The sequence below is a fragment of the Granulosicoccus antarcticus IMCC3135 genome (assembly GCF_002215215.1).
In the GTDB taxonomy this organism is placed as follows: domain Bacteria; phylum Pseudomonadota; class Gammaproteobacteria; order Granulosicoccales; family Granulosicoccaceae; genus Granulosicoccus; species Granulosicoccus antarcticus.
The window spans coordinates 3,216,422-3,236,569 of the sequence record NZ_CP018632.1 but is presented as its reverse complement, the minus strand read 5'-3'; the positions used below and the strand labels follow the sequence as shown (position 1 = coordinate 3,236,569).

At 53.6% G+C, this 20,148-nt stretch carries 16 protein-coding genes; 7 read left to right on the top strand and 9 right to left on the bottom strand.

The window, feature by feature from the left end:
* Positions 1–332 precede the first annotated feature (332 nt).
* The 4 genes from recQ to IMCC3135_RS13920 all read right to left on the bottom strand — a co-directional run bounded on the left by recQ (position 333) and on the right by IMCC3135_RS13920 (position 4,478).
* Entirely contained in the window at positions 333–2,147 is a 1,815-nt protein-coding gene (gene recQ, locus IMCC3135_RS13935; protein ID WP_088921842.1) for a DNA helicase RecQ, read from the bottom strand.
* A 57-nt stretch (positions 2,148–2,204) separates the two neighbouring features.
* Positions 2,205–2,969, bottom strand: coding sequence for an SDR family NAD(P)-dependent oxidoreductase (locus IMCC3135_RS13930; protein ID WP_088918180.1), 765 nt, complete (start codon positions 2,967–2,969; stop codon positions 2,205–2,207).
* Entirely contained in the window at positions 2,959–3,738 is a 780-nt protein-coding gene (locus IMCC3135_RS13925; RefSeq protein ID WP_157735979.1) for a DUF3581 family protein, read from the bottom strand. Before IMCC3135_RS13925 ends, IMCC3135_RS13930 begins: the two co-directional genes overlap by 11 nt.
* Before the next feature lie 110 nt (positions 3,739–3,848).
* Positions 3,849–4,478, bottom strand: a complete 630-nt coding sequence (locus IMCC3135_RS13920) for a gamma-glutamylcyclotransferase family protein (RefSeq protein ID WP_088918178.1) — start codon at positions 4,476–4,478, stop codon at positions 3,849–3,851.
* A gap of 212 nt (positions 4,479–4,690) precedes the next feature.
* Between IMCC3135_RS13920 and IMCC3135_RS13915 the strand changes: the two genes are divergently transcribed.
* From IMCC3135_RS13915 to IMCC3135_RS13895, 5 genes are all read left to right on the top strand, one after another.
* On the top strand, positions 4,691–5,278 hold the full coding sequence (locus IMCC3135_RS13915) for a hypothetical protein (RefSeq protein WP_088918177.1): 588 nt from the start codon (positions 4,691–4,693) through the stop codon (positions 5,276–5,278).
* Positions 5,275–6,495 carry a copper amine oxidase gene (locus tag IMCC3135_RS13910; protein WP_088918176.1) on the top strand — a complete coding sequence of 407 codons (1,221 nt, stop codon included), beginning with the start codon at positions 5,275–5,277 and terminating at the stop codon, positions 6,493–6,495. Before IMCC3135_RS13915 ends, IMCC3135_RS13910 begins: the two co-directional genes overlap by 4 nt.
* A 5-nt stretch (positions 6,496–6,500) precedes the next feature.
* Positions 6,501–8,156, top strand: coding sequence for a copper amine oxidase (locus IMCC3135_RS13905; RefSeq protein WP_157735978.1), 1,656 nt, complete (start codon positions 6,501–6,503; stop codon positions 8,154–8,156).
* Between the two features lie 93 nt (positions 8,157–8,249).
* Positions 8,250–9,017: an SDR family NAD(P)-dependent oxidoreductase gene (locus tag IMCC3135_RS13900; RefSeq protein WP_088918174.1), complete on the top strand. Its 768-nt coding sequence runs from the start codon at positions 8,250–8,252 to the stop codon at positions 9,015–9,017.
* 124 nt (positions 9,018–9,141) lie between these two features.
* A complete protein-coding gene (locus IMCC3135_RS13895; RefSeq protein ID WP_088918173.1) occupies positions 9,142–9,576 on the top strand; it encodes an RbsD/FucU domain-containing protein in 435 nt (144 codons plus the stop codon).
* Positions 9,577–9,611: 35 nt separating this feature from the next.
* On the opposite strand, the gene IMCC3135_RS13890 is transcribed toward IMCC3135_RS13895, so the two are convergent.
* The 5 genes from IMCC3135_RS13890 to IMCC3135_RS13870 are packed head-to-tail and all read right to left on the bottom strand — an operon-like array spanning position 9,612 to position 17,989.
* Positions 9,612–11,336: a hypothetical protein gene (locus IMCC3135_RS13890; RefSeq protein WP_088918172.1), complete on the bottom strand. Its 1,725-nt coding sequence runs from the start codon at positions 11,334–11,336 to the stop codon at positions 9,612–9,614.
* Positions 11,333–11,998: an SCO family protein gene (locus tag IMCC3135_RS13885; RefSeq protein WP_157735977.1), complete on the bottom strand. Its 666-nt coding sequence runs from the start codon at positions 11,996–11,998 to the stop codon at positions 11,333–11,335. Before IMCC3135_RS13885 ends, IMCC3135_RS13890 begins: the two co-directional genes overlap by 4 nt.
* A 27-nt stretch (positions 11,999–12,025) precedes the next feature.
* A complete protein-coding gene (locus IMCC3135_RS13880; protein ID WP_157735976.1) occupies positions 12,026–14,527 on the bottom strand; it encodes a hypothetical protein in 2,502 nt (833 codons plus the stop codon).
* 9 nt (positions 14,528–14,536) lie between these two features.
* Positions 14,537–15,199: an SCO family protein gene (locus tag IMCC3135_RS13875; RefSeq protein WP_088918169.1), complete on the bottom strand. Its 663-nt coding sequence runs from the start codon at positions 15,197–15,199 to the stop codon at positions 14,537–14,539.
* A gap of 12 nt (positions 15,200–15,211) precedes the next feature.
* The gene (locus tag IMCC3135_RS13870; protein ID WP_088918168.1) at positions 15,212–17,989 is read right to left on the bottom strand and encodes a multicopper oxidase domain-containing protein; all 2,778 of its coding nucleotides are present in this window, start codon (positions 17,987–17,989) and stop codon (positions 15,212–15,214) included.
* A gap of 680 nt (positions 17,990–18,669) precedes the next feature.
* Between IMCC3135_RS13870 and IMCC3135_RS13865 the strand changes: the two genes are divergently transcribed.
* Together IMCC3135_RS13865 and IMCC3135_RS13860 are read left to right on the top strand one after the other, a co-directional pair.
* Positions 18,670–19,263, top strand: coding sequence for a carboxymuconolactone decarboxylase family protein (locus IMCC3135_RS13865; RefSeq protein WP_088918167.1), 594 nt, complete (start codon positions 18,670–18,672; stop codon positions 19,261–19,263).
* A 60-nt stretch (positions 19,264–19,323) separates the two neighbouring features.
* Positions 19,324–20,148, top strand: a complete 825-nt coding sequence (locus IMCC3135_RS13860) for a sulfite exporter TauE/SafE family protein (protein WP_088918166.1) — start codon at positions 19,324–19,326, stop codon at positions 20,146–20,148.

Below are 20,148 nucleotides of genomic sequence, written 5' to 3'. Positions count from 1 at the left end.
GACACATAAGGCGTATTGAAGTAATGCTCTCAGACGCAAGGAAGGAATCCGAGTTGCCTGCTTACACTTCCAAACTGTCCAGAACGGGTCATGAGTACTTGTTCGCCATCGGTTGGGGATCGTGATGGGAACCATGCCCACTGCACACTTCCACAGTGAATTTGAACGTACTGAGCCAGCGGCGTCAATGCTACCTTAGGGTACTTGCCTTCCCCTTTCCCCGATGCTTGTTAACGTGACTGCCTGTCCCGCAGCCATGCGAATCGGCGCAAAGCAGGTTGCCGAGCCCTCACCCAGAGCAGCAACTGAAACCCACAACCACCCCATCAAACTCAACTATGTTCCCGAATCACATCCAGAAAGTCATCACCATACTGCTCTAGCTTGTGCTGACCCACACCTGAGACACTCGCCATTTCACTCTTGTCGCGAGGCTTGATGGAGATCATGTCAACCAGTGTGCTGTCGTTGAACACGATATAGGCGGGCACCCCTGCTACATCACTGAGCTGCTTGCGCAGGCTTCTTAGCGCGTTCCACAGTGGCTGATCGTTATCGGCGATATCTTCCAGGGCTTTTTTCTTGCGAGTGACGCTGCGGGATTTCTTACCCTCGCCCACCACCAGCTCACGCAGGTGCAGAGTCTGCTCCCCTTTGAGCACAGGTCGAGCAGATTCGGTCAGCAGGACCGAGCCGTGGCCTTCGACATCGACGGCCAGCAGGCCTCTGGCGATAAGCTGTCGGAACAGGTTTCGCCATTCGTTCGCTGAGTATTCCTTGCCGATGCCAAAGGTGGATTGCCGGTCGTGTCCGAATCGGGTAACCCGCTCGGACACCTTGCCCATCAGCACATCGACCACGTAAGTCACGCCAAAACGCTGGCCGGTCCGGTAGACACAAGAGAGCGCCTTTCTGGCAGCCTCCGTGGCATCCCAGGTATGCGGTGGGTACAGACAGTTGTCGCAGTTGCCACACGGCTCTACCAGCGTATCGCCAAAGTAGCTGAGCAATGACTGACGTCGGCAGGTTGTCAGCTCAGCCAGTCCCAGCATGGTTTCCAGCTTGTGATTCTCGAGCCGTTTGTGCTGCTCGTCTGCATCGGACTGCGCCATCATGGAACGTAGGTTAATGACATCCTGCAGGCCATACGCCATCCAGGCATTGGAGGGCTGTCCATCACGACCCGCTCGCCCTGTTTCCTGGTAGTAGGCCTCGACACTCTTGGGCAGGTTAAGGTGGACGACAAAGCGTACATCAGGCTTGTCTATGCCCATGCCAAAGGCAATGGTGGCAACAACAATCAGACCATCTTCACGCAGAAAACGTGTCTGGTTATGCTGGCGCTCCTCGGCTGGCAGACCGGCGTGATAGGGCAACGCTGTCCGCCCCTGCTTGTTCAGCCATTCCGCCGTCTGCTCGACTTTCTTGCGAGACAGGCAATAGACAATACCGGCCTCACCCTCATGATGGGTATCGAGAAAATGCAGCATGGCATCACGTGGATTGACCGGCTCGCCAATCGCGTAGCGAATATTGGGGCGATCAAAACTACTGACAAAACTGGCCGCCGTGGTCAGCTGCAGATTACTGGCAATCTCTTTACGGGTGCGCTCATCGGCAGTCGCTGTCAGTGCAATACGTGGAACCGTCGGATAGCGCTCGGAAAGCAAGGACAGGCCCATGTATTCCTTGCGGAAATCATGCCCCCACTGCGATACACAGTGCGCCTCGTCAATCGCAAACAACGCGATTTCACACCGATCCAGCAGACTCAGCATGCCAGACATCAACAATCGTTCAGGGGCCACATAGAGCATGTCGATCTGCCCGTCCAGCAATGCCTGCTCCGTTCTGGCCACATCCTGCGCATTCATGGATGAGTTGATGAAGGCAGCATTCAGATTCAACGCCCTCAGCGCATCAACCTGATCCTGCATCAGGGCAATCAGCGGTGAGACGATGATGCCAGTACCCGGACGGGCCAGGGAGGGTATCTGGTAGCACAGGGACTTACCGCCGCCTGTGGGCATCAATACCAGGGCGTCTTCGCCCCGAATGATCGTATCGACAATCTCTTGTTGCTGGCCTCGAAAACCATCGAAGCCGTAGATTGTCTGAAGAATTTCGAGCGCGTCTGTGGACGTCATTTCATGTGTCTGCATTTCGCCTCCGTGCGAAATATCGTGCGTGATAAAAAGAGAGACCTATTTGGCGCCCATACGAATAGCGCCATCGAGTCGGATAACTTCGCCGTTCAACATCCGATTCTCAATGATCTGCTGCACCAGTGTCGCATAATCGGATGGCTTGCCCAATCGCTTGGGGAAAGGCACCTGAGCGGCCAGACTTTCCTGCACATCATCAGGCATTCCGGTCACCATCGGTGTTTCGAAAATACCGGGGGCGATGGCACATACACGAATACCCATAGAGGACAGATCGCGTGCCATAGGGAGTGTCAAGCCAACGATACCGGCCTTGGAGGCGGCATAGGCACACTGCCCGACCTGCCCATCATAAGCGGCAACCGAGGCTGTATTGATGATGACACCACGCTCGTTATCCAGACCCGGCTCAGCCTTGACCATTTCGGCTGCGAAGCGCGATGCCACCAGAAAGGAGCCCGTCAGATTGACACTGACAACCTTTGCAAACAGAGCGGCATCATGGGCACCCTCTCGATTGACAGAACGAGCTGCCGGGGCAATGCCTGCACAATTGACGATAACGCCTGGAATACCGTGAGCTGCAATAACCTGCTTGATAGCACTGTCAATGGCGTCAGCATTGGTGATGTCACATGCGATAAAAAGCACACCATCAGCAGCCAGTTCTTCGGCGGCTTTATCGTTAGGCAGATCCAGTACAGCAACCGGACAACCCATGGCTTTTAAATGCTGGACCGTACCGCGTCCCAGACCAGAGGCTCCACCCGTTACAACGACCGACGTTTCAGAATCACAACGCATTTTTGTTCTCCGTATACGACTCACGCCGTAAATTGTATTGATCCACGATTTGCTGCATGGCTGACTCCTCGTACTCTCGCAAGCCACTCAGAACCATATTCTTCTCACCAGTGCCGATGATGGTCTCACCTACCGCAATGGAGAAATTCAGACGAACCAGGCCCTTTCGACCATTCGCAGTCAGATCAGTGTTTGCAAGCTTGAGCGACAGCTGGGAAGTGGAGGTATCGGACGAGATGCTTGACTGACCGTCCGCAGCAGGAAGGAACATCTCCACGGCCGAGTCATTCAGCTCGATCGCCATATCCCTGTAGATAACCAGGGGGCGGTCAGGGTTGATCATGACGTCCGCCTCGCGCATCAGCCGCACGAGAATGTCAGGAAAGGTCTGTCCGGAAAAGTGCACGTACTCATTACTCAATTGCGCAATAAACGTCGGATCAGTAAAACGAGGGCCCTCCAGTGACAGACTCAGCAAGGCGCGATCCTTGGCATCGGTGATATCTGCATCACTTTCGATACTGGCCGGCATCAACATCCGTGTGCTGCCATCCAGCATGCCGGAAAACCGTACCCGAGTTTTTTGCGCCACGCCATAGCGGTTCAGCAGAACAGAAAACAGCAGATCACCGGGGACACAGAACCGCTTGCTTTGTGGGTCATGTATGGGGTTGAAATCGCCCGCAATGCCCTTGGCGAACGCGCTCGCCTGCTCCTCCGAGAAGGAGACAGCGCCATCGCTTTCAGAGAAATATTGTGCAATATCCATACATGACCTCGAAGTCCAGCCCGGCATGATCGCAAACGCGACTTCACCTAGCAAGGTTTTGATGACAATCCGCTCTGCAACAGTCTTGTGCCTGAGCGTACCCGCCAGTATCAAGCCAGACGTTGCTGCCCTTGCTGCTTCAAATGAGCATTGACGCTATCGTCAAAATAATGCTGGTCGGCCTGACTGACCTGAACCCAGCGCGGGTAGAACGGCTCGATCCGATCGTTGCAAACAGAACGTTCCCAGCCCCGGGTGCTTCTGACCAGATCCTGAACGCCCTCTTCGCCAAAACGGTATAGATAGCCTGCCATCACGCAGTCGATATAGCTCTGCAAAATCGAGTAATGGGTATCGGCCAGGAATCGATTCTGGGGCTGACTGCGATAAACCATGATGGAATCGGCCACACCTTCACTCGCCATCTGTTCCATCAGTTCAACAGGCAGATCGAAATCCGAGACTGACAGACAGAGTCGATCGTAACCAGACTCCCGCTCGTCAAGCTGGGGAAGGCCGTCAGCCTCCAGTCTGACCACGACACCCTCGATGGCCATGCCTGGCGCAGGCTCGATACTCAGAGAGGTGCACTGTTTATCACGATTCGGATCAGTCACACGATGATCCCAGACTCGCTGCCACCCCCTGAGCCGAGCAGAGTGAGCCACCTCCCCTGCGGGTCGGGTGTTCCGGTTTACCAGTGAACCGTAGCCAAAATAGAGAATCCAGTCAGTATTCATCAAAAGAGTCTGAAAGTTGCGGTTGAGATCACGGGCGCGAAGCTCGCAAGCACCGTATCATGATGGAAAGTATGACGAAAATACGCTTACACGGAACCGCAGGCTACGTGCTGAAGACTTGCCGCAGTAACCCCGGTCGCTCTACAGAGCCGCCAGAACGCCATCGGTGCGCAAATTCTCCCTGCAAAGTGGTACTTTTTTTCCATTTTGCAATGGCCCTGTGCTCGCCTGTTGCCAGCTACGCTGGCGGATTAGACGCTGCTGAGCAGCAGCTGGCTGAGACCTTGTCAAACCAGGTGTTGTGGCCGACAGAATCCGAACAAAAGCTAGTCTCACACCCTTTGGGCACTCAGACGCTCTTCATCGAAAGTCAAGAGAGCAAAAAAAGGGATCAAGAGCGCAAGGCAAGAGTCTACCAGTACGATTACAACCGCCAGGCTGCACGCCTGCTGGTCATCGAGCTTGACAAGCAGACGGTGACTCGCACTTCAGCGATTGATTCGGTACACCTGCCGCTGAACCAGACTGAAATCGATTTTGCCATAGCCATGCTGGCGGACAATGCCCTCATCATCGAACAATTGCGTGCCGAGCAGTCCAATCGCGGCGTGCATCCCTTCGATTTTCTATCAGAGCTGGATGTCAAAGCCAGCATCTTTGAGCCTCTGGATTCAAACCATCCTTGTGCGATTGCACGTTGCGCTTTGTTATCGCTATTTGATGCAAGCAGTACGGTTTTCTCCATTGAACCCATCGCCTTTCTGAACAGTCAACAAATCGGCCTGTTGCAACAACGATGAGCACTGGACGAATGCGAGAACGAGTGCGAGAACATTGGCTACTGCTGGGCGTATTGTCGCTGGCGGGCGCTTTTCTGACAACGCCGGTGCAAGCCCAGGAAGGTGAATGCGACTCGGGCAGACGCATTGAACATGCCTTCCAATCGGGTGCCACCTGGTCACTGTGCGCAAACGTAGAAGAGGCCCATGGCCTGACCATCAGTTCAGCCAGCTACCGGGCTCCCGGTGACACCTTGCGTTCAGTGATTCAGGAGGCTCATCTGGGGCAACTGCTGCTGCACTATCATGATAGTACTCAACCCGAGGTACAGATAGATCCATCCCTCTACCAGAACAACGATGACGACTCCTCGGACCTGCTCAGCATGAACACCAGTAACTGCGAGGGGCAGGTTCTGGATGTGCCTGGGCGCATAGCCGTCATCTGCAGCCGGATCAAAGACAACGGCATCCTCGCCAAATACGCCCAACGCCCCAGCATACAAAGCGACAGCCTGGAACTGAGCAGTGCCTTTCAACGCGACACCCTCACCTGGACCAGCAGCTTTACATTCGCTGAAGATGGTCAGGTTCGACCGGCGATCAGCCTCTCTGGGCGCGCATCGCACACACAACCTGACCCGCGCTTCGGGCAGAGCATTCCTGCGGACACCCAGGCACTGACACGCGCCACCCTGTTTACGACCTGGCGGCTCCTGTTCAACCTGGACACCCCTGGCATCGACCGGATCGAACAGTTCGATTTTCCATTGCGAAGTCTTGAGGGGAATCGTCGCCCCATGCAAGTCACGGCATTGGATACCGAGCAGTTTCTGACAGTGGATCGTGGAAATTTTCGTGGCTGGCGAATTGTCGATACAACGGGTGCCGGCTATTATCTGGACCCCGCCAACAACGGTTTCAACTACAGCAACAAGACAATGCCCTGGGCCGCAGCTGACGCTGCCATCACAGCCTACGATGCATGCGAACGCCATGCATCAAACAACCTTGGCGAATCTTCATCAAGCTCTTCTACCACTAACTGTGGCAGCTCTCTGGACAACTTCGTCAACGCCCAGAGCCTGCAAGGGGTCCAACCTGTCCTGTGGTACAGCCAGTCACGCACGCTGGACCCACGCGCCGAGGACTGGCCTGTCATCCGCGATCTGATTCTGGGTTTTGATCTGCTACCTTTCGACTGGACAGCCGCCTCACCGTTTGAGACGAACGGATGAGCCGCGTGTCCAAACCCACTGACAACCACGTGTATCAATCAACTACCGACAAGGGCAGCGCACGCGCCTCAACGCGAGTATGGCGGCTATTACAGGCTCTGTTTGCCATCGCCAGCCTTGCGCTATTCTGGCCCGCCTCATCAGTCATCGCAGCCGAGCTCAACTGCGAGGCCGACTCTCGTATCACAGAGACCTTCTCCAACGGTGCCAGCTGGGAGCTTTGCTGGGAGTCGCGCATTCGCGAAAATCTGGTACTCAGCGACGTGCACTACACCCCCGCCGGTGGTGAACCCTTACGAGTACTGAGCTCTGCCAGGCTTAGTCAGCTACATGTGGCTTATGACGACAGCAACGTCACTTACAATGATGTCACTCAGTATGGATTGGGCGGCGGCTACCTGCTGAGCCTGACCGATGCCGATTGCCCCAACGGCGAGCTTCTGGACGTACAAACGCGCCCTGCCATCTGTCGATGGCGTAGCCAGGGCGATGCCGGTTATCGCACCGCGTCGCGCACCAACAAGGCCGAAAGCCTGAATCTGTTTTCGGTATCTCAAGTAGGCGCCTACGCCTATATCATCAGCTGGACGTTCTACGATGACGGGGCCATTGAACCGGGTATAGGTGCCACGGGAGCCCTGCAAAGAAGCTCAAGCGATATTACGCAGCCCTACGGCCGTGTTTTACAAAACGACTCTGACTCATTGTGGCTCTCACACACGCATAACTACTACTGGCGGCTGGATTTTGATCTTGGCGAATCTGCCACAGATGATCAGTTCTCAGAAACCCGTTATGTATTGCAGCCGGATGGCACACGCGTTCGCGAGTCACAGGTTTTCACTACCGAGCAAGCACGGCAGATCAGCCCGGAGACCCAGCAAAGCTGGCAGATCAGTGCCACCAGCAACGAGAATAGCCCTGCCTACCGCATAGAGCCTGTACGTCTGGGTCACCGCTTTGAACGAACGGATATCGAACCTTACTCGGACTACGATATGTTCGTGACAGTGGCTAATGAATGCGAACGCTTTGCCAGTCAGAATGCACGCTTCAACCCAGATTGCCTGAATCATGTCTTGCAGTATGTCGATGATCAGTCCATTGAAGATCAGGATATCGTTCTTTGGCATCGCGTCGGTTTCCACCATGTACCGCGCAGTGAGGATCAGCGCAACATGCATACCCATTGGGACGGCTTCGTGATCCAGCCACAGAATGTGCTGCCTTCAACCAGCTCACTACCTGCCTCAAGCAGCAACAGCCCACCGGTGTTACTCGATTTGATTGCCAAACAGAACAACCCCGGAGATGCCGTGCATGGACATCTGAGCGCCGAGGATCCTGACAACGACATTTTGACCTTTACTGCAAGCGGATTGCCAACCGGTGTCAGAATGAATACTCGCGGGCATCTGCAGGGTGAGACATCAACAGCCGGCAACTACACCGTCACTGTTGACGTGCGAGACGATCATTATCAGGTGACGAGCTCATTTGACTGGAAGGTCGGCAATGCTACCTCGGGCAGTTCGAGCAAAGGTGGCGGCTCAGTGGGCTGGTTGATGCTGTTTGCAGGCTTGGTGCTGGCAGGACTCAGGAATACGTCCGGCCAACCTATCCAGGCACTGGCGTCCTGGGTGAGGGCTCACTCAACCTGAACCTGAGCCATTGCTGACGGCAATACGCGGAAAAATGCTGAAAGCTCCCATTTTCATCGTAAGATTATCCATCTCTACTCATTCAGGAAAAAAATGAACACCAATAAATTGAACGGCAAAAACGTTCTCATCACCGCTGGCGCTCAAGGAATTGGTGAATCAATCACCCGACATTTCATTGATAGCGGTGCCAATGTTGCCATCCATTATTTTTCCAGCGCTGATACCGCCGACCAACTGGTTGAGTACGCCAACAGCAAAGGTCAAAAAGCGGTTGCGATAAGCGGCGACTTGACCAAGGAAGACGATGCCAATGCACTGGTCGAAAAAACAGTCGCAGCACTCGGTGGCCTGGACATCCTGATCAACAATGCCGGCTCACTCGTCGCGCGTAGAATGCTGAATGAGATGGAAGCTGAATTCTGGCACAAGGTCATGGATATCAACCTCACTTCCATGATGTTTGTGACGCGTGCTGCCTCGCCTTATCTTGCCAAGAATGCGGACAGCAGTATTGTCAACCTGGCATCACTGGCTGGGCGTAAAGGCGGCCACCCTGGCTCACTCGCCTACTCAACCAGTAAAGGTGCCATCCTGACTCTGACAAGAGCGCTCTCTGCAGAGCTAGGACCTCAAGGCACTCGAGTGAACGCCGTAGCTCCCGGTCTTATCCTGGGCACCTCGTTTCACAACACGCATACTTCAAAAGAGTCAGCGGATGCAACGACGGCCGGCATTCCTATCCAACGGGCAGGCAACGCAGCTGATGTCGCGCGAGCGGTTTTATATCTGGCATCCGAATACGATGGCTTTATTACTGGCGCAACGCTCGACATCAATGGCGGCGTTTACAATATGTAGTCAGTCGTTGAGTTGCCTGTGGTTGAACATCAACCCTGGGCAATTGATCGCAAGATAATAGAACACCAGGTGCTGTTAGCTCCTGGTGTTTTACGTCTCCATTTGGATTTTCAGGAAATTATTTGTGTTAAAGACTCCGGTAATACACCCAACCATTATGGAAGCGCTTGCGCGTTCAGGCCATTTTGCACAAGTTGTCATTGCAGATGGCAACCTACCCGTCGGTGCCATGACCGGCCCCAACTCCACTACCGTACACCTCAACTTTCGTCCGGGCTTGTTAGATGCTCTGACGGTGCTGGAAGGCATACTGGAAGTCTGCCCTGTTCAAGGCGCAATCGTCATGGCAAAGCCTGCGGATGCAAATGCCGAAATACACGACGCGTATAAAAAATTGCTAGGCGATGTCACCTGGGACAGCATGGAACGCTGGGCCTTCTATGACAAGATCAGAGAACCTGCCACCACGTTGATTATTCAAACCGGTGAACAACGTCGCTTCGCCAATTTGATCCTGACTGTTGGCGTAGTAAAAATGGCAGAAGAAAGCGGGTTTTAGTTAACCCCTGTCCATGAAGAACACTATCGCCAAGGCTATTCTCGGCGATGACCTTGGAGTCCATCTGATCTGGCACCGATTGCTGTAAGCGCACCATCGGTTTGCAACTGCATCACCTGCCCGCCCTTGGCGGCATAACGTTGCTCCGGACCGAGACTTAGCCGGATGAATGTACCCGGATTCAAGCCGTTCTCGATCTCGTGCTCAATGGTTTCCAGATAGTACTCTCGTGAATACCGGTCAAGCAGATGTGTCAGCGCGTGACGTGTGGCGTCTAATGCCAGGTAGGTATTCAGTTGCAGCTGCTCGTGATTGATATCTGCGACACGCCTTGCCTGCAGCCAGCGGCGTAGTCGGTAGAGCCGACGCGGTTCGTGACCTGGCACCGCGGTTTGCCAAGTGACCAGCACCGGCCGCGCTGTGTTCAGCACAGGATGACCACGACCATCGGCAAGCTGGCTTCCAATCAGCAGGAGCGTGCCTGCATACCTACTAGCCTCAAGACACTGCAAAGCCTGTCTTGCGTGTGCAGGTGACAGCAACAAGACCAGAGCCTGATTTTCTGCCGACAACCGATTTGCAACACCTGAAAGTTGGCAGACAGAGTCACCGTCACTGCGATCGTTACTGGATGACAGGACAGGCTCGAAGGCTGCGGCCCAGTCAAATGTCTGTAGCCGCAGCTGGGTTGAGGGTGCGAGCGCTTGAAACAGATCAGCCAACTGCTTGCTGTCTGCTTGATTATCGCGAACGATACTGAGCTCCTGTACACCTGCCTCAGCAAGGTAACGAACGGCCATTTCCACTTCCCCTGATCGTCCTGTCGATAGATACCGGGTGAAATGCCCATCAGAACTTGCTGGCCTTTGTGTCAACGGAAACAAACAGGGCAATTTCATGGATTCACAGAACTGATCAATGGGCAACCATGCTCCCTCAACCTGTCCCCCGAGCATTGCAAACACAGGTTGCTGCTGATAATAGGTGTTCAATTGTTGTGGCCATTCTTCTGCAGTCCCTTCAAGTCTCCAGACATGCAAATGCCAAAATCGTCGAGACGGTGCATAAAGCACTTTGTAATTGGGAGAAAAACCGGGATGCGTCAACTCTCGTTCTATCTCGCGATTATGCAATGTGACAAATGCCTCCATGACCTCAAGCATGGCCTTCGCCTTGTCAGGCGGTACACCCGGGCCTAGCACAGTAGCCAGGTGTAGCTCATTCTGATCAACTCCTGGATCCGCCGAAGCACCCAGTTGCTGCAAGTACAAAGTCAGAGACTGCAGTGCGTCCGGCGAAAGCGAGTAGCGCGGCATACTGGCCGCCAGTGGCTCAGCCTCGGAATCCAGACCATGATTCACTGCCAGCCCCAAGTCAGCCGCACTTGCGTAAGCTTGCCGAATCTGTGGTATTTTTGCGCGCATTCGCGCCAAGTCATCCTGACGCTCCTGATAGAGCTGGCGAAACAATCTGTCACGACGCGGCTCCAGCGGGCTGAACAGTACGCTGCCGGCAATAGCAGGTATCTGCAGATTCCCCTCGCTACTGCCATAACCACTGGGCCGATGACAGCGTACACACGCGGCAAACTGACCGCTTAACGAAGCTCCCCCCATAACGCTGGCTATCACTTCTGTGTTGTCTGGCAGAACACCTTCGTTATACAGACGCTCGCCATCACGTAAAGACGCGGCTGCAGCAACGGAGCATAACGCCAGCAACAACGAGCCGAGCAGTGAGCGGTGCATCGTGACACTCATTGTTGCGATGCCAGCAGGACGCCCTGCACCTCGGTAGCCAGCATCATTGGCGTGACATCACCTTCCATCCGCAGCCATTCATCGTGCTGCTGTCGAATCAGAAAAAGCGGCAGGTGAGCCATCTTGTTGTCGCTCTCAGCACCAAAGGCCTGACGGATCTGCATAACAGCCGCAGCACTGCCAGTCAGGAATCTCCATTGCTCATGTGCATTGAACGCGTTGGCATACTGTCGTAACTGTTCGGGGCGGTCGTTGTCGGGGTCTATCGAAAGAGACCACATTCTAACGCGCTGCCGATCCTCGCCCAGTAATTGTGAGGCTTGTGCCAGTACAGCACTCAGAATAGGACAGATCCCCGGGCAACTGGTGAAAATGAAGTTCAACAGCACCGGTCCGGGTGTATTCAACTGCCGAGCCAGATCCACTGATGAGCCATTCTGATCCAACAAGTACACTGGAGGCATCGAATACCGGGCTTGAATTTGCGAATGCCCGGCTACGGTATTACCGGTATCGGGCTGTAGGATTGACTCCGCATCGTCGCTCATCTGTTCATCATTGTGCTGATGCTGCGAGTGTGCAGCAGCCCGGCTACAGCTGCACACGATCAAACTCGCACCCAGTGTTTTTATGACGTTGCGTCGTTGAAGTGAAATACTCACGCTGAGATCCTCTGTCAATGGATGCAATCAATGCATCGAATAGATTGCAGAATCGTGATGCAAGGGATCGAACTGATAGAAGCGCAATCGAGGTGATGGCTCGAAATTGAACTGAATCATCAAACGGTGCGCCCCAGGCTTCACGACATCGGGAGCTTGCAGATACCCATCGCCCCCCTTACGCTTGGCTGCATCGACAGCGATGGAACCTGGAACCGTATTGAATCGCGCATGGAAACGGCCAAAGCTGAACCAGGGACCGGAACCCGCATTCTTGACGGTGGACTGCCACAGGTTCTCCCAGCCGCGTGCACCACCGAAATCCACGCTCAGATAGCCATGTGGAAAGTAGTCGCCGTTGAGCAACGTGATCTTGCCAACATCACCACGGCGTCGCCATTCAGGAAATTCAACGGTTCCACCCTTGCGCAATTGCCCGTATATGGTGTTGTTCACATACAGCATGGTGAGATCGGTTTCCTGGTCTGGCAGCAGGCCGCTAGGCAACTGGGTACGATCGAGCCAATCCAGGTAGGCATCCCGTGCGTCGAGTAGCAAACTGATCCAGCGTTCGGCTCTTTGCTCGCGTGCAGCTGCCCCGCTCACACCCGCGTAATCGGTCTGAGCTTCTTCCTGCATCAATTTGAATGCACGCCACAGTCGTTTGGCAGGCGCCAGATCACTGATCCTGGAGATGGCGTAGTCCATCTTTTCTCGCTCGGTCTCCAAGGCTGGCACCGGCTTGGGGAATAACCTGGAGAGAAGTCCCAGGCGCGCATTGATCATATCCAGTGGTGTTTTAGCTTGCCCCTGGACCTTGCGAAAGCCTTTCAGACAGGCTTCAAATTGCGTGGGATTCAATGAGGCAAGACCAAGAGCATGGATCATTTCTGCATCGGGTGCTGAATCAACTCTGGCAGGCCCTGGAAACCCCAGGAAAGCAAATCGCTCATGATCAATGATTCCAGCACGCATTGGATGACAGAACATAGCCTCAGTAGGCAAGCCGGGAGGCACAAGTTTCTGGCCATTCTCTGTCGCCTGTGCACGAGGCGGATGTACACGCCAGCCCCATGTGTAAGTGAGATTGAAATACTGAGGCGGGGCCATCTTGACGCTCACGGACATCTTTGTTCCATCGCTCATCGGAAAAAAGCTCTGGTCAAGAGATGCATAGAGGGCGCCATTGACCCAATCGACAGGCCCTGTTGGCAGACTTGTTTCGGGGCCCGTGCATTCCTGCTTCACCCCTCCGATGAGTAGTGTTGACGGGCAGTCAAACTGCATGGTCATGGGTGAGAAATCATCATTTCCCCGGTTCAGTACATTCACTTCATAGTGAATAGTCCAGGGTTTGTTGGGCGGTATCGGTGCCGCGTTTTCGCACGCTGCCTGACTGGGTTGGCCCGGACCACCACAATTGGCATAATTGGTTACTGGTGAACCTATCTTGTCCCAGCCAAAATCGAAGAACATGGTGTCGGACTTGATGTTTCCGCCATACCACAACTGGCCCACTGTCACCTCCCCACCGACGACCTGACCATCTGCATCAAATACCGGTAACACTCGTTTTACCCGGTTGAAACCAGAATGGTTAAGCAGCGAATAGCCTCGATAGGCACGATCACCCGGCACATGAGAACCCGGTTTGTCATTTCCCTCGATCAGATCGACAGCCCATTGCAACTCATGCATAACCAGGTTGCGTGCTGTCTTGATGTTATCCGTGGCATCCGCAGCATCATCAATAAGCCGTGAGACGGTGACGTTATCGGGACGAGTCAGCAACTCACGATACGGCTTATCCGCTATCACCTCATAGAGTGTTTCCATGATGTAGCGCAGATCATCGATCGGCGATTCAGGGTTGATGCGTATGGCGCTGGGATCTGATTCATGCAAATTGTACGGACGCTTCTTTGACGAGGGCAAGGTATTCACCATCTCCCCACCCTGACTGTCTTCAAGGTTTCGGGTAGCTCCCGGCAACATGTTCGTACCCGGGGGATTGGCAAAGGAGTCGACAACCGTAAGCTCTCCGCCCATGTCCACTTCGGACGGAAACAGAGAGTGTGCCGTCTTTACATAAGTGGTACGAGTCCGCTTTGGTTTCTCGATATCCGGCAGCGTCGTATAACGAATTCCCTGGCTTTCCTGCATCGGGCGCTTGAAGCTGAACGGTTCGATACCATCCACGCAATTGACTCTCTTCCACGCCGACTGAGGTACGCCCGGCTGAGCACCCGGATGTATCGGATTCAGATAGTTGTCGTCAGCCTCCAAAGCGGTAGGTGCAACTCCAGGTGGCTGTAGATCGATGCCCTGGAATGAGTCAAATTCACGCACCTGCCCCTGTTGAATTTCGCTCATCAAGGTGAAATCAAGGATCTTGTCCTGAGCATGAAAAAGCGGTGGATCAGGCTGATCGTCATTACATACTGCATGACTTGCTGAGCTGAACAAAAGGAACACCAGCGGTAATGAGGTTGCCAATCGCAAGGTATTCGATGACCTGAAAGTTCTCATGGTTATCTCCTATCCGGATACTCGAAAAGGGCCACCGCGGCGGCGTTTCGTGCTCGATGACGCTTGCCGGACGTCTCCTCGTAGCCAGCTTAGCCTTGCCACAACATCCTCGGCGGAAGCCTTCACCGGCGCACCACCCCAGATATCCAGAGACTCGTTGCCGTAACGCATCAACCCCATGGAACAATCCATGACAGCCTTGTGATGGGGTAGCGCCAGAATATTTTCACGCTCGTATAGCTTGCGAGTTCCATCTTCAGGTGCAAGGCTTCGGTGTACGTACAACGAGGCCCGCACCAGATCAATGTCCTCCGGTGCTGCCGTAAGGAAACGCCAGGGTGTGCGCCCTGCATTCGCACCATTGAGCGCTGCGTACTCGGACAATCTGCGTGGTGTGTCATGCTCCGGATCCACTGTTACGGACAGCAGTTGCACGCGATTGTCAGGGTCAAGATCCAGCAGATCGCGAATTCGCCGTAATCGTGGCGTGCATGGATAATGGGCGTCATGCTCGATGGACATGAATGCAATCAACACAAGCTGATCGCGAACCAGGTCTTCGTAGAAACGGTGAACACTGCCATCGTGTGCCAATACAGAGACATTGGGGATGGCTCGTCGGTTGAGTCGCACAGTCGCGCCTCGAACTTTTGAAGTTTGGGATGTTTGCATGTCGGTCTTCCCTCAACTGTCGTCAGGTTGATGTGCACCACCTTCCGGGTGGGTCTCGTAGTGATTGCGTCGCAGGACTTCGATGTCATCACCCAGGGCATGCGCAACCTCATCAGACATCTGCGGGATATCAAAACCGTGCCCTTGTGGCACGATGTCCCAGCGGATCATCATGGCGTGATCCTCATGCACCACGTTATGACAGTGCATCACATGCTTGCCCATGAAATCCTTCCAGCGGGCAAAAACGGTGACTTCGGTGTTCGGCAGCAACAGAGCCACATCGCGTCGCGGCCCACCCAGGAACCGATCCACTTTTGGGCTCCCCAGCCCCAATAATGGAAACAGTTCAACCCACAGTGCGAAGTAGTCATAGCTGCGGAATTCGGTTTCTTCGAAAGCACCTCGAAGCAGCGCATCCAGCAAACGCAACTGCTGCTGCGGCGCCAGCATGGAAATCAGTTCATCCACTCTTTCCACGGTAGTGGCACCTGGCACACCGCGCGCACCCAGGGTGTTTTCTGCGGCTCCTTCGTTCAGAGACCTACTGAGGTTATCGAGAAAATCCGACTTCATGGCGTCCGGTTCGCTTTCACTATAAGCCTCCTGCCCCTCATAGCCTTCAAGCCGGAACAGGTCCGCCATATTGCGCGGTGTAACAAAACTGGCAGCTGCCTGAACCAGCTCACTGTCCTGCGTGAAGAGCTGGGTTTGGATAGTGCCATGCAAGAACGGCTGGCTATCCCTTTCAAGGATAATGAACTCCGTGAAATGACTGTGAATCGGATGATGCCAGCCATTACCTCCATTGCGAAAAGTCCAGATCTCGGCTGAGTCCTGTTCGATACCAGCGTCCACTCGATTCGGATCGAATACATCACCATTGATGGTCCAGAGCCCTCCGTCGTAGTCGAACTCCCAAAGTCGTTCGCGCTTGACCTCGGAGAAATCCACCTTGGGAAACTCACGAAACAACAACGGAAATGCACTTGGATCGGGGTCATTCTCCAGTGCCGCCATGCTGGTAAAACCGTAGTCGGACTTTTCTACAGAGCGTGCCCCGTTGCCTGCCACAGCGAATGCCATGAAAGCATTAGCCTTGTAGAAGTCCTCGTCACTGGCATAGTCAGCAGGGTCAATCTTGCGCTCACTGGGTCCACGACCATGCTCTTGCTCAAGCCGATTGACCAGGTACACCGTAGAGCCTGCGAATTTTGAAAAATCGATGATCACATCCACACGTTGCGCAACACCCAGGTAGATACTGTGCGCAAGGACAGGATTGGGCTGAAAGTTACCATCTCCGCAGATCACGATGAACGGATGATCCAGCTCGCTGGTCGGACCTGCCACTTCGCTCTCTCCTTCGGAGTAGCTGCGATAGAACGCTGGCTGTACATCAGTTGCGTGCAGGAAAAACTCATAGAATCGTGAGGGTCCGCCATTGAGCAAGCGTAAGCGATACTTGCGCGCCTCTACCGGTAACTTGGGCTGCACTCGTCTGTTGACGGTCCAACGATCCCCAATGATGCCATCGGTATTGAAGCCATCGAATATGATTTGCGGCGATGGCTCGTAAACAGCAGTAGACTCACGAAATTCAATGGCCTTGCGTGTTCCATCGGCCAATACCGTGCCACGGTCACTACCCGCATAGTCGCTCCAATCCTGGCTGCTCTCGAAGGTCCAACGTGTCGTTTCATCACGAGGGAACTTTACAGGTTCGCCATCAACCTGCTGGGCAAACAGCAGATCATGAAAAATCAACGGTATATCGTAGTCCCCACTGGGCAAATGCCATCCAGTGGTTTCGTCGTTTGCATCCTCGTCGTCAAACAGCAGATAAAACCCATCCAGTCCGGCGTACACGTTGGAAGCCGTGAAATCCATTCGGTGATCGTGATACCACAAGGTAGAAAGCTTTTCCCTATCATCGTTTCCTGATGGGAAATTGCAATAATGATGATCCCAGTACTCACCCGGGTTTATCCAGTCACCGGGATAGCCATCGCTTTCTGAAGCCGTGTGGGCGTTATGCAGATGCGAGGTTGTGGATGGCAACGCAAAGCGCAACTGCGAGTGGCCCTCAGCATGTCCGATCTCCGGTAGATCGTTGATACGGCGTATCAGTATGGGTTCACCGTAGCGCGCATGGAACGTGGTACCCGGAGAACTCGCACGGGTGGTTCTATACACACCGGTGTCTTCATCCCAATAGATGTTGTGGTAGCCCCAGCTAAGGCACTCGCCACTATATTGTTCATGATAATTCCAGCGAAATTCAACTTCACGATTTATATAGAATTTCTGTGGACGAAACTCGTAGAAGCGTTGATGTGAATCCGGACTGGGTGGATCACCAATGTCGATACGTACACGCTCATTACTGCCACCTCCGACAATCTGCTCGCCCCGAACAGACCAATCTCCTGGCACAACGAATCCGTCACTGCGCAGCACCTTGGCAGCATCAAGAAATCGGCTGCGAAACAGCGCCCACCATTGTTCATCGTCAAGACCTTCAGTGTCTTGCGCACTCAGTGTGAACAACGGTTTGCCAACCGGCGGCTTCAGCTCCTCCAGTGAGTATTCGTTAAACGGTGTTAACGGCGGGCTGGGCATCGCCAACAAGTCCGGTGGTGTTCCTGATGGCGCCATCAAGTGCTTCAATCGTTTGCCCATTTCATCGGCAACCGAGCGTTGTGCCTGTGCGCCACTGGCAATCGGTAAGGCAGCACCTGCAGCGAGCGTGGCCCCGCCTTTCAAAAAACGACGTCTGGCATTGGTCATGTATATCCTCCGTGCGAACTCAGCGCTTCAGGACTTCGGCATTTATCGCGAGGGCTTACCAACTATATGATCAAGCAATCAACAGAGTGAATAGAGCAGTTTCCAGATTGCTTCATGACCAACAAAGGTTGCAAGCATCGCAGACTTGATTCAAAACATACGCCTCGCTGGAACAGCGCGACTACTAAACGTATGTCTCAGTTACTGAGACAAGGCGTTTACTCATTCCCTTATAAAAATACTTTTTCGATGTATATTCAGTGCTTTAGGATAACCATCCTGTTTATTGCAAGCCTGCATCTTCAATATCCGCAACCAACAGACTAGTCGTTTGTATCGAACAGGCAGCACTCGACTAGTAAATCCGTTTAATAGCTTATTGAAAAGAGAGTTCAGGCTAACAATGCCATCGCACCAATCTGGGAGCGCTTAAAAGGCTTGTGATTCAATAGGGCGCTTCAAGGCGCTCACCAGCGAAGAACAACGGCCGACTGCGTTATACTTGCCGGGATCCGCGTGTTCCCAGAAAAGGGGGCTCTAGTTCAGAGAGATCGTAATTGTGAATACTGAACTTCCCATACGCGATAAACCCGCCTGCCATACGTTCGATATCATGCAATCAAGTCATCGAATACATTGTGCATGTCGGAACAAAAAACCAGCGAACAAAAAGGTTTCCAATGGCTAGAATTACACCCCTCGATATCGACGATATTCCCGAAGAACTTGCACCCGCTGTGCAAACGTATCAGACAAAGATGGGAAAGGTTCCCAACTCGTTCAGGACAATGGCCCGCAAGCCTTTGATCGCAAAAGCCTATGGAGACTTTCAGAAGGCACTTGCCGCCTCTTTGACTATCCCTGCTGAGCTAAGGTCAATGATGTTCTTGCTACAAAGCCAAAGCAACGGATGCCTCTACTGTCAGGCACATTCAGTATCTGCCCTGGCACGCGACAACAACGTATCTGAAGAAAAGATCAAAGATCTCTGGCTGTTTGATACCAGCCCGGTTTTCTCAGAAGCAGAACGTGTCGCATTGCAATTTGCCTTGCAAGCTTCCCAACATCCCAATGCTGCGACCGATGCAGATTTCGATGCGCTAAAACTGCACTACAGTGAAGATCAGATTGTAGAACTGGTTGCCGTCCTTTCCATCGGCTCGTTTCTGAACACATGGAACGATACAATGGCAACCCAGCTCGAAGAGGCATCTGCCAAAACTGCCGAAGAACAGCTCGGACATCGTGGCTGGAAAATCGGAAAGCACGCCTGAGACAGGCGCTTGCGAGTGGGGCCATTACCGGCTCCACCCACACAAATCAGGAAAAACCACATGACAGACCTGTATTCACCCATTTTTCTCATACTTCTTGCGGGTGGTCTGATATTTACCGGCGCCATCGCAGGTGTTCTTGCAGGCTTGTTGGGTGTTGGAGGTGGCATCGTCATTGTGCCCGTCTTGTTTCTACTGTTTGACTACCTTGACGTACCTTCGCAGGTAGCTATGCATCTGGCAGTGGCAACGTCCCTGGCTACCATTATCCCCACCTCTATATCATCAGCACGAGCACACAATAAACGCGGGACCATTGATTGGGACCTTCTTAAATCGTGGGCACCCTGGATTATTCTGGGCTCGGCGATAGGCGGAGTTGCATCCAAATACCTTGCATCCGAAAGTCTGACCCTGATTTTTGGTTGCATTGCCTTTGCGGTCTCGATCAACATGGCCCTGCCTAAAAAGATCATCCTGGCGGAAAAACTACCCTCAGTCAGTCAACCTATAGCCGGATTCATCGGCGTCTTTTCCGCCCTCATGGGTATTGGTGGTGGCACGCTTTCGGTTCCAGTACTGACAGCATACTGCTTCCCAATCCATCGGGCTGTTGGGACAGCGGCGACTTTTGGTTTATTGATTGCAGTACCGGCAGTCGCAGGCTTCATCTGGTCAGGATGGTCCACAGATCTACGCCCGCCCTACTCACTTGGCTATGTCAATGTTCCTGCAGCCGTGCTGATTTTTTCTGCAAGCGTGTTTACTGCACCTCATGGAGCATCACTGGCAGCGCGACTCAATCCGGAAAGGTTGCGGCTCGCTTTTGCAGCATTTCTAGGCCTGAGCAGCTTGAAAATGCTGTGGTCCGTGTTCGGTGCTTGA

What these genes read in the sequence shown, in the direction of transcription:
- recQ (WP_088921842.1), bottom strand. Translation starts at nt 2,147, where the DNA reads ATGACGTCCACAGACGCGCTCGAAATTCTTCAGACAATCTACGGCTTC.
- IMCC3135_RS13930 (WP_088918180.1), bottom strand. Translation starts at nt 2,969, where the DNA reads ATGCGTTGTGATTCTGAAACGTCGGTCGTTGTAACGGGTGGAGCCTCT.
- IMCC3135_RS13925 (WP_157735979.1), bottom strand. Translation starts at nt 3,738, where the DNA reads ATGGATATTGCACAATATTTCTCTGAAAGCGATGGCGCTGTCTCCTTC.
- IMCC3135_RS13920 (WP_088918178.1), bottom strand. Translation starts at nt 4,478, where the DNA reads ATGAATACTGACTGGATTCTCTATTTTGGCTACGGTTCACTGGTAAAC.
- IMCC3135_RS13915 (WP_088918177.1), top strand. Translation starts at nt 4,691, where the DNA reads ATGGCCCTGTGCTCGCCTGTTGCCAGCTACGCTGGCGGATTAGACGCT.
- IMCC3135_RS13910 (WP_088918176.1), top strand. Translation starts at nt 5,275, where the DNA reads ATGAGCACTGGACGAATGCGAGAACGAGTGCGAGAACATTGGCTACTG.
- IMCC3135_RS13900 (WP_088918174.1), top strand. Translation starts at nt 8,250, where the DNA reads ATGAACACCAATAAATTGAACGGCAAAAACGTTCTCATCACCGCTGGC.
- IMCC3135_RS13890 (WP_088918172.1), bottom strand. Translation starts at nt 11,336, where the DNA reads ATGAGTGTCACGATGCACCGCTCACTGCTCGGCTCGTTGTTGCTGGCG.
- IMCC3135_RS13880 (WP_157735976.1), bottom strand. Translation starts at nt 14,527, where the DNA reads ATGAGAACTTTCAGGTCATCGAATACCTTGCGATTGGCAACCTCATTA.
- IMCC3135_RS13875 (WP_088918169.1), bottom strand. Translation starts at nt 15,199, where the DNA reads ATGCAAACATCCCAAACTTCAAAAGTTCGAGGCGCGACTGTGCGACTC.
- IMCC3135_RS13870 (WP_088918168.1), bottom strand. Translation starts at nt 17,989, where the DNA reads ATGACCAATGCCAGACGTCGTTTTTTGAAAGGCGGGGCCACGCTCGCT.
- IMCC3135_RS13865 (WP_088918167.1), top strand. Translation starts at nt 18,670, where the DNA reads ATGGCTAGAATTACACCCCTCGATATCGACGATATTCCCGAAGAACTT.
- IMCC3135_RS13860 (WP_088918166.1), top strand. Translation starts at nt 19,324, where the DNA reads ATGACAGACCTGTATTCACCCATTTTTCTCATACTTCTTGCGGGTGGT.